This is a genomic window from Bauldia sp. (genome assembly GCF_020442045.1).
Taxonomy (GTDB): Bacteria; Pseudomonadota; Alphaproteobacteria; order Rhizobiales; family Kaistiaceae; genus Bauldia.
The window spans coordinates 1-7,138 of sequence record NZ_JAGRLA010000046.1 but is presented as its reverse complement, the minus strand read 5'-3'; the positions used below and the strand labels follow the sequence as shown (position 1 = coordinate 7,138).

Sequence of the window (7,138 nt, the reverse complement as noted above, 5' to 3'; positions counted from 1 at the left end):
TGGTCTCGACGCGAAGATGCACCTCGGTGCAGACGAAGCGGAGGCTGGCATTGCGCATCAGCGCACCGGGCAACAGGCCGGCCTCGCAGAGGATCTGGAAGCCGTTGCAGATTCCCAACACCGAGACGCCGCCCGCGGCCCGTTCGGCGACGGTCCGGATGACCGGCGAGCGGGCGGCGATGGCGCCGGAGCGCAGATAGTCTCCATAGGAGAAGCCGCCCGGGAGCACGATCAGGTCGACCGCCGGCATTTCCGTCTCGGTGTGCCAGACGGTGACCGGAGGCACGCCGGTGATGGTTGCGAGCGCGTCGATCATGTCGCGTTCGCGATTGGATCCCGGAAAGACGATGACGGCCGATTTCATGACTTACGACATAGACGATTCTGGCGATTCCGGAAGGCCTCTATTCGCCGCGTCAGCGGATATCGGGGAGAATCGCGATGCCGGTGAGCAGTTCCTCGAACATTTCCTGCGAAAGCCCCTGGATGCCGCCGCCGCAGGTCGGGTGACCGGCGGAGAAGACATAGCGGGTGCCGTTGAGGATTCCCGTCGCCTCGTAGCCCATGCCCCCCGCCGACCGGCAGCGGCTGTGCGTCACGCTGCCGGCGAGGACCAGGCCGCCGAAGTCGCGCTTCGTGCCGCCGAGATAAGGGAACCGCGGGCCGTCGCCCCACAGGTCGCGCGGGTCGTCGATCCAGTCGCGGAGGGGAGGGGGCGGCTCCTCCGGATATTCGGCGGGCATCGCGGTCACGGCGAGGATCGCCTCGTCGAAGCAGGAGAGCCGGTCGATGCAGGCGAAGCCCAGATACTGGCGGGCGCTGTCGCCCGAGACCGGCCACGGCCGGGGCGGGCGCGCCAGGGCGCGGAAGCGCGTGTCGTCATAGCGGATCACGATGTCGCCGATGACGACGCCGCGGGGCGCGGCCAGCGCACCGGTGGTCGTGACCGCAACGCCGAGGGCGAGCAGGAGGCCGGGCCGCCTCATTTCGGTTTCAGCCCTTCAAGAAGGCCCTCGATCGCCGCCGCGATCCCCCAGGGCGTGCGGCAATGGTCGCCGGGCGCCTCGAAGAAGTACGTCGCGCCGTCGTGATGGGTACAGGCGATAACCGGACCGCCGGCGAGGTTGCGGCAGCCGATATAGATCTCGGCGAAGTAAAAGGTGAGGCCATCATGGGTCGCGCTCCAGACCTTCGTGTCCTCGCTGGGATATTCGGTCGCGAACGTCGAGTGGGCAAATCTTGCGGGGATGGCCTCGCCGGTGCAGCTGACGTGGTGAGGATCGTCGACGATCGAGGCGTAGACCGGCGTGCTGCGGCACCGCCGGTCCGCGCATTCGATCTTCAGGTGGTTGTCGCCCCTTGCGACGGACCAGAGCGCCGGGTCGTAGGTGAGTTCCAGGTCGCCGAACGCAACGCTTCGGGTATCGCCGGCCGGTTCGGCATGGACGATCGCGCCCGGCCAGATCACGGCGACAACAGCGGCGGCAAGGAGAGGGCGCATTGGTCGATCCAGTCTACCGTCGCCCCTCCGGATGAGGGTATGGCCCGCGATTGTGGCGTCAGATCAACCGAAACGGGGAATAGCCGCGACCTGCCGCGGGGTCAGAGCACCCAGCGACAGGCGCGCCGCAGCTCGGCCTCGGCATTGTTCGCGTACCAGCGGCCATGGGCGAGCAGGATCCTCTCCGGATGCCAGGCGAGCATCGTCTCGACCGCCGCCTTGAACGCTTCCCGGTGGCGCAGGAAGGTCGTCCGGAGGTCGTAGGGCATCTTGCCGTCGGGGTCGCTCACCCCGCCGACCTTCATCAGCAGCCGCCAGCGCCAGCAGGTGACCTTGCCGGGTTCGAAATTCTCGATGAAGTCGGTGAGGATCAGCGTGCGGCTCGGCCGGTGGAAGAAATCGATCTCGGTCAGGTAGTCGCCCGGCACCGCGACCTGATCGATCTCGCCGCGCCACGTCTCCGGCGCCGTGGCATCGAGCTCATGGTCGAAGCCGGCGAAGCGCTCGGCCGCATGCTCGGCAACGCCCGGCGCCGCCCACGTGGTGGCTTCCGGGTAGCGGCTCTTCCAGTCGCCGATCCACCAATAGTGGATCTTGTTCGGCGCGATGAGGAAGCGGACGGGCCCGAGCGCGTCGATCGCCTCGCAGAGCGCCGGCTCGGCGGGCGTCGGCGAATGGAGCCAGAGCGACCCGTCGCTGAGCCGCACCACCGTCATCCGGGTGGTGAAGGGGATGCGGAAGCCGAAATAGGCCATGCCGATCACCGGCCCGTCGACGATCCAGACGTCGGGCGCGACCGGCTTCAGCGTGTTGATCGGGTCGTAGGTCTCGAGGCAGGCCATGGCGAGCCCCTCAGCAGACTGACCCTACGGTCGGGTCAGACCATCTCGATGCGATAGTCTTCGATCACGGTGTTGGCGAGCAGCTTCTCGCACATGTCCTGGAGCATGTTCGCGGCGTCGGCAGGATCGTTCTCCGCGATCTCGAAGTCGAAGACCTTGCCCTGGCGGACGTTGGAGACGCCGGCGAAGCCGAGCGAGGCGAGGGCGCCTTCGATCGCTTTCCCTTGCGGATCGAGGACGCCGCCCTTGAGGGTCACGGTCACGCGGGCTTTCAACGGTCGCCGGGCCTTCTCTACTGGACGAGGACCGGACCGCCGCCTTTCGGGCGCTCCTGCTCGACGAGGATGCCGAGACGGCGAGCGACCTCGGTATAGGCCTCGACCAGGCCGCCCATGTCGCGGCGGAACCGGTCCTTGTCGAGCTTGTCCTTGGTCTGGACGTCCCACAGCCGGCAGGAATCCGGGGAAATCTCGTCGGCGACGACGATCCGCATCATGTCGTTTTCCCAGAGGCGGCCGCATTCCATCTTGAAGTCGACGAGCTGGATGCCGGCACCGAGGAAGAGCCCGGCCAGGAAGTCGTTGACCCGGATGGCGAGCGCCATGATGTCGTCGATCTCCTGGGGCGTCGCCCAGCCGAAGGCGGTGATGTGCTCCTCGGTGACCATCGGGTCATCGAGTTCGTCATTCTTGTAGTAGAATTCGATGATCGAGCGCGGAAGGGCCGTGCCTTCCTCGATCCCGAGGCGCTTGGACAGCGAGCCGGCAGCAACGTTGCGGACGACGATTTCGAGCGGAATGATCTCCACCTCGCGAATGAGCTGTTCGCGCATGTTGAGCCGCCGGATGAAATGCGTCGGGATGCCCATCCGGTTGAGGTGGCTGAAGATATGCTCCGAAATCCGGTTGTTGAGGACGCCCTTGCCGTCGACGACCTCCTGCTTCTTCTTGTTGAAGGCGGTGGCGTCGTCCTTGAAGAATTGCACGAGCGTGCCGGGCTCGGGCCCCTCGAAAAGGATTTTGGCTTTCCCTTCGTAGATGCGCCGTCGCCGATTCATGGGGACATACCGTGGTTTGAGGAAATCCATTTCGCCTGGAACGTTCAATAAAGCCGTTTTGTATCAATAGCGTACGGCCGACTCGGGGACGCGAGGCGTCCCCTCGCGGGTGACCATATTCCATCGATCGCAGTTGCACAATCGTCGCCATCGAAGTGCACGGAAACGGGAGCGCAATAGCGCGATCGGCGGCGTTGATTTAGGACCGGCCGCGGGATATGCAAGGCCGCGGATGCGGGATTGAGGAGTGACAAATGACCACTTTTGACAAGCGTGAGGACGCTTTCGAGGCGAAATTCGCTCGCGACGAGGAACTCCGCTTCAAGGCGGAGGCGCGCCGCAACAAGCTACTCGGACTGTGGGCGGCCGAAAAGCTCGGGAAATCCGGGGACGAGGCCGAGGCTTACGCCAAGGACGTGGTGGCGGCGGATTTCGAAGAAAGCGGCGAAGAGGATGTCTTCCGCAAGGTTCGCAAGGACTTTGACGCCGCCGGGGTAGAGCAGTCGGATCATCAGATCCGTCGCACGATGAGCGAGCTCCTGGCGACCGCGGTGGCGCAGATCGAAGCCGGCAACTAGGTCACGGCGCGATAAGGCGGTCGCCATGGGCAAGCCGACACTCGCCGCCCGGCTGAGGGCGGGCGAACTGGTCTATTCGGGCTGGATCGCGACACCGGAGGCGTTGGTCGCCGAGACGGCGGCGCGGCAGGCGTTCGATTGCGTCTGCCTCGACATGCAGCACGGGCTCCACGATCCGGTTTCGGTCATGCGGTCGATCGGCGGCGTCATCCATGCCGGCAAGCCGGCGGGCGTGCGGGTTCCGGTCGGCGATTTCGCCATGGCGAGCAGGGCGCTCGACATGGGCGCCGAGGCGGTGATCGCGCCAATGGTGAATTCGGTCGCTGACGCGCGGGCCTTCGTTGCCGCGACCAAATACCCGCCGCTCGGGGAGCGGAGCTGGGGGCCGGCGAGGGCGCTCGCCCTGCTGGATATTCCGGATGCGGCGACACAGCTCGCCACCGCCAATCGCGACACCCTTGCCCTTGCGATGGTCGAGACCAGGCAGGCGGTCGATGTCGTCGACGATATCCTTGCCGTCGATGGCATCGATGGCGTCTTCATGGGGCCGTCCGACCTCTCCCTGACCTTTTCCGACGGCAGGGAAGTCGCGCCGACGGCCGACTGGGTCGACGCGCCGATCCGGCATATCGCCGCGCGCGCCGGTGCCCATGGCAAGATCGCCTGTGCCTTCACCGCCGATCCGAAGCGGGCGCGATACTTCAACGACATCGGCTACCAGTTCGTCGCCATGGGGCCGGATGCGATCTATCTGGCGACCGGCATCCGGGCGTTGCTCGAAGGTCTCCGCTAGACCGCCGGTGCCCTCCGGCCACACTGTGGCCGCCCTGCAACAACTCTGTTCAATAGTAAGCCGGCTGGCATCTCGGCGCTTGCGCGACCGGGCGATTGGCCGCCTACTCGACATGCTTTCGTGAATCGGGGGCGGGATGGGGCGATGACCGGCTGCGGCGCGACAAAGGCGATGAGGGGGCTGGGGGCAAGCATCGCTCTCTTGGCGATGTCGTCAGCAGCAGGCGCCGAAGGCCTTGGCGATATGTTCGACATCGCCTTCGGCGCCGCGGTCACCAACGACTACGTCTATCGCGGCATCAGCCAGACCGACGGCGACCCGGCGATCCAGGGCTATCTCGAGCTCGACTACGGGATCGTCTACGCCGGCGTCTGGGCGTCGAACGTCGATTTCTATACGCCCGACACCGAGATCGATACGTCGATCGGCATTCGGCCGGAGCTCGACAACGCAGCCTTCGACCTCGGTTATGTCCACTATTTCTATGCGGTCGACACCTCGCCGGACTATGGCGAGCTCTATGCCCTGGCCGAGTATTACGCCACGGACTCACTGACCCTCGGTGGCAACGTCTATTTCGCGCCGGATTACGCGCAGGGCGACGACACGGCGACCTATGTCGAGGCGACGATCGACTACGCGCTGCCGGCGAATTTCGGCGTCTCGGGCGGTCTCGGCTACCAGGCCTTCGGATCGAAGCTCGACCTTCCCGACTACACGACGTGGAACGCGGGCGTTTACTGGAGCTGGGACGACTCGGTGACCCTCGACCTCCGCTATACCGACAGCGACCTGTCGAAGGGCCAGTGCTACGACCTGATGTCCCGCCACGCCTGCGGCGCGCGGTTCATGGCCACGCTCTCCTTCGACACCGCGGTTTCTGCCTTCGTCGGCAACTAGGGCGCGGCCTCACAAGACCGGATTCCACAGACGGATTTGACGCCAGCTTGAAGAGGGCGAGGTCGTCTCTCGCAAAAGCTCCCGCGTTGCGATGTCACAATCCCTTCGGTGGCTTGTTCAGCGCGGCTATCCCTTGACGGCGCCGTCGCTCAGACCTTTGACGATATATTTCTGCGCCAGGGAAAACACGATTATCGCCGGGATGCTCATCATCACGGAGGCAGCCATCAAAGGTCCCCATTTCACCCCGACTTCGTCAATGAAGAATGCGAGGGCAACCGATATCGGGCGGGTGGTGGAATCCTTGGCGATCATCAGCGGGAACAAGAACTCGTTCCAGGCGAGAATGAAGGTATACATGCCGACGGCGGCCAACGCGGGCTTCAATTGCGGAATGATGACTTGAAAGAGAACGCCGAGTGGGCCGCAGCCATCCACAACGGCGGCCTCCTCGACCTCGTAGGGCAATGCATCGATGAAGCCTTTCAAGAGCCAAATCGCAACAGGCATGCCAACTATCACATAGACCAGTACGAGACCTGCCTTGGTATTGATCAGGCCGAGGGTCGACAGCGTCACGTAAAACGGCACCAGCAACGCCACACGAGGAAGCATTCGTGTAAACAGGATCGATATCAAGAGCGATCCCTGCCCCGGAAACTTGTACCGCGAGAAACCATAGGCTCCCAGTACGGCAATGATCAGCGAGATGACGGTCGTGGCGGCGGACACGACAACGGTATTGACGAAATATGTCATCATCGTCCCGTTGTTCAGGATCTCGCGATAGTTTTCGAGGGTCGGGGATTGCGGAATGAAAGAGGCCCCGGTCGAATAGATGGAGGCTTCGGTCTTGAAGGACGTCGATATCGCCCACAGGAAAGGTAGTATGGCGAACGCCGTTATGAGACCCGCCAGAAGATAGATGGAGATCGTAGTCGAGGTTTTTTGGAACATCGCCCTTTACCTCCTGCCTCTGGCACCGGAAGGAACATAAAACAGAAAGCAGATCAGGACCGCCAAGATCAAAATCACGCTAACCGCGGCCGCACCGGAAAAGTCGAAGTTTGAGAACGAAATCCGATAGATGTAGAGGCCCAGGATTTCAGTCGTTATGCCCGGTCCGCCGCCCGTGAGCGTAAAGAGCATGTCGAATGAGTTCAGCCCGTTTATGATTTCGAGGACCAGCAGAATGACGATGATGCCTTTCAGGCTGGGCAGCGTCACATGCTTCAGGACCTGGAATGCGTTGGCGCCGTCGATTCGGGCGGCTTCCTTATAGTCCATCGGAATGCTCTGCATGCCGGCGACCAGCATGAGCATGATGAAGGGGAATCCGGCCCATGCATAGGCAACCAACACCGACCCCATGGCAAGATCCGTGCTGCCGAGCCAGTTGAAGGTCCAGGCAGGGTTGATGACATTCAGATACTCGTTCAGCAGGCCGTTCTCCATGCCGTAGACGAG

The 7,138-nt window shown here is 63.5% G+C and carries 11 protein-coding genes; 3 read left to right on the top strand and 8 right to left on the bottom strand.

What is annotated here, in order from left to right; genetic code table 11:
* The 6 genes from KDJ86_RS05275 to purC form a co-directional block, all read right to left on the bottom strand.
* Positions 1-364 (bottom strand): phosphoribosylformylglycinamidine synthase subunit PurQ (locus tag KDJ86_RS05275; protein ID WP_291743720.1); only part of this gene is annotated, 364 nt, incomplete at its 3' end.
* A 52-nt stretch (positions 365-416) separates the two neighbouring features.
* Positions 417-986, bottom strand: a complete 570-nt coding sequence (locus tag KDJ86_RS05270; RefSeq protein ID WP_291743718.1) for a hypothetical protein — start codon at positions 984-986, stop codon at positions 417-419.
* Positions 983-1,501, bottom strand: a complete 519-nt coding sequence (locus KDJ86_RS05265; RefSeq protein ID WP_291743716.1) for a hypothetical protein — start codon at positions 1,499-1,501, stop codon at positions 983-985. Before KDJ86_RS05265 ends, KDJ86_RS05270 begins: the two co-directional genes overlap by 4 nt.
* A gap of 101 nt (positions 1,502-1,602) precedes the next feature.
* Entirely contained in the window at positions 1,603-2,343 is a 741-nt protein-coding gene (locus tag KDJ86_RS05260) for a DUF4336 domain-containing protein (RefSeq protein ID WP_291743715.1), read from the bottom strand.
* Positions 2,344-2,378: 35 nt separating this feature from the next.
* The gene (purS, locus tag KDJ86_RS05255; RefSeq protein WP_291743713.1) at positions 2,379-2,618 is read right to left on the bottom strand and encodes a phosphoribosylformylglycinamidine synthase subunit PurS; all 240 of its coding nucleotides are present in this window, start codon (positions 2,616-2,618) and stop codon (positions 2,379-2,381) included.
* 17 nt (positions 2,619-2,635) lie between these two features.
* The gene (purC, locus tag KDJ86_RS05250; RefSeq protein ID WP_291743711.1) at positions 2,636-3,430 is read right to left on the bottom strand and encodes a phosphoribosylaminoimidazolesuccinocarboxamide synthase; all 795 of its coding nucleotides are present in this window, start codon (positions 3,428-3,430) and stop codon (positions 2,636-2,638) included.
* A gap of 224 nt (positions 3,431-3,654) precedes the next feature.
* Between purC and KDJ86_RS05245 the strand changes: the two genes are divergently transcribed.
* The 3 genes from KDJ86_RS05245 (at position 3,655) to KDJ86_RS05235 (ending at position 5,671) form a co-directional block, all read left to right on the top strand.
* Positions 3,655-3,978 carry a DUF1476 domain-containing protein gene (locus KDJ86_RS05245; RefSeq protein WP_291743710.1) on the top strand — a complete coding sequence of 108 codons (324 nt, stop codon included), beginning with the start codon at positions 3,655-3,657 and terminating at the stop codon, positions 3,976-3,978.
* Between the two features lie 25 nt (positions 3,979-4,003).
* The gene (locus KDJ86_RS05240) at positions 4,004-4,771 is read left to right on the top strand and encodes an HpcH/HpaI aldolase family protein (protein ID WP_291743708.1); all 768 of its coding nucleotides are present in this window, start codon (positions 4,004-4,006) and stop codon (positions 4,769-4,771) included.
* A 144-nt stretch (positions 4,772-4,915) separates the two neighbouring features.
* Positions 4,916-5,671 carry a TorF family putative porin gene (locus KDJ86_RS05235; RefSeq protein WP_367116752.1) on the top strand — a complete coding sequence of 252 codons (756 nt, stop codon included), beginning with the start codon at positions 4,916-4,918 and terminating at the stop codon, positions 5,669-5,671.
* A gap of 126 nt (positions 5,672-5,797) precedes the next feature.
* Here the strand turns inward: KDJ86_RS05235 and KDJ86_RS05230 are convergent, their stop codons facing one another.
* Positions 5,798-6,628 (bottom strand): carbohydrate ABC transporter permease, encoded by an 831-nt coding sequence (locus KDJ86_RS05230; protein WP_291743705.1) that lies wholly within the window; start codon positions 6,626-6,628, stop codon positions 5,798-5,800.
* A gap of 6 nt (positions 6,629-6,634) precedes the next feature.
* The coding region (locus tag KDJ86_RS05225) for a carbohydrate ABC transporter permease (RefSeq protein ID WP_291743704.1) at positions 6,635-7,138 on the bottom strand (504 nt) is incomplete at its 5' end.